Genomic DNA, 1,294 nt, shown 5'->3' on the forward strand with positions numbered 1-1,294 from the left:
CACCGCCTACGCCTACGCCTACGCTAGGCAAGGCCGGCTCCACGCATGAACCGCCGCCCTCCCGCGGCCCGTCGCGTGGCCCGCGGGCGCTGGCGCTGACGTATCGTCGACATGCCGTCACCGACACTGGCGGCGTCTCCCACCCTTTCCCCCGGGGATCCCCATGAGCAAGCTGACCATCATTTCCGACCGCGCCCTGGAGCTGGCCGAGCACGCCGGCGCGGGCCTGCGCCAGGCCGGCTCGAGCCTGCGCGACGCCGGCATCGGCGCCGAACAGTGGATCAAGACGGGTGCTGCGCTGGGCGCGGCCAAGGCCGGCTTCAACGTCGCCCGCGGCACCGTGCGCCGCCATCCGGTGGCCTTGGCCGCTGCCGCCGCCGTGGTCGGGGCCGGCGTGCTGGCGTACGTGCTCTATCGCAAGAAGCGCGAGCGCGACCTGCAGCAGCCCATCGACGGCCAATCGGAGCGACTGCCGCGCAGCAACGGCAATGCCACCACCCGTGCGCGCACGACGCGGACCCGGCGCCCCTCGACCACGGCCTGACCGCGCTCGGCGTAGTAGCGCCCGGCGGTTGTAGGAGCGGACTTCGGGCCGCGACACCGACGCCATCGAACCACGACGGCGTCGCCCGAGGCGAGCGGGAAGAACCCTTTCCCATGACCACTCGCGCCGAGTTCCTCATAGCGAAAGTGGCGCACCAGGATTCCGCCGCGGAGTGCCGTCGGAGTCAGGCGTTAGCGCTTCTGCCGACGGCGTCGGTGTCGCGGCCTGAAGTCCGCTCCTACAGAAGCGACCCGCCCACCCGCTGCCAGTGCCCGGGTGAAAGCCATGCCTGCGTGCCACCCATTGCATCGAGCCGATGGCCTCCGATCCCGACCCGCACCAGGCGTAGCGTCGGCAGGCCGACCGCGGCAGTCATGCGCCGTACCTGGCGATTGCGGCCTTCGCCGATCACCAGTTCCAGCCACGCATCGGGCACGGTCTTGCGGAAGCGCACCGGCGGATCGCGCGGCCACAGGGTCGCCACTTCTTCCGGCGCGAGCCTGCGCGCCTGTGCCGGCCGGGTCGGCCCGTCGTTGAGGACCACGCCCGCGCGCAATGCCTGCACCTGCTCGGGCTGCGGATCGCCCTCGACCTGCACCCAATACGTCTTGGGCTGCTTGTGCCGGGGATCGGTCAGGCGGTTGGCCAGCGTGCCGTCGTCGGTCAGCAGCAACAGGCCTTCGCTGTCGTGGTCCAGGCGTCCGGCCGCGTAAACCGCCGGCGGCAGGCCGAAACCGGCCAGCGTCGGCC

General features: G+C 71.9%; 2 protein-coding genes. One reads left to right on the forward strand and one right to left on the reverse strand.

All coding sequences use genetic code 11. The features are described 5' to 3' along the window. Positions 1 to 163 precede the first annotated feature (163 nt). Positions 164 to 544: a hypothetical protein gene (locus CSC65_RS16025; RefSeq protein WP_162411587.1), complete on the forward strand. Its 381-nt coding sequence runs from the start codon at positions 164 to 166 to the stop codon at positions 542 to 544. Positions 545 to 782: 238 nt separating this feature from the next. On the opposite strand, the gene CSC65_RS16030 is transcribed toward CSC65_RS16025, so the two are convergent. Next, positions 783 to 1,294 (reverse strand): pseudouridine synthase (locus tag CSC65_RS16030; protein WP_162411588.1); only part of this gene is annotated, 512 nt, incomplete at its 5' end.

It is taken from the genome of Pseudoxanthomonas daejeonensis (genome assembly GCF_010093205.1).
GTDB lineage: Bacteria > Pseudomonadota > Gammaproteobacteria > Xanthomonadales > Xanthomonadaceae > Pseudoxanthomonas > Pseudoxanthomonas daejeonensis.

Coding starts and splice junctions, on each gene's coding strand:
- CSC65_RS16025 (WP_162411587.1), top strand. CDS start 164: ATGAGCAAGCTGACCATCATTTCCGACCGCGCCCTGGAGCTGGCCGAG.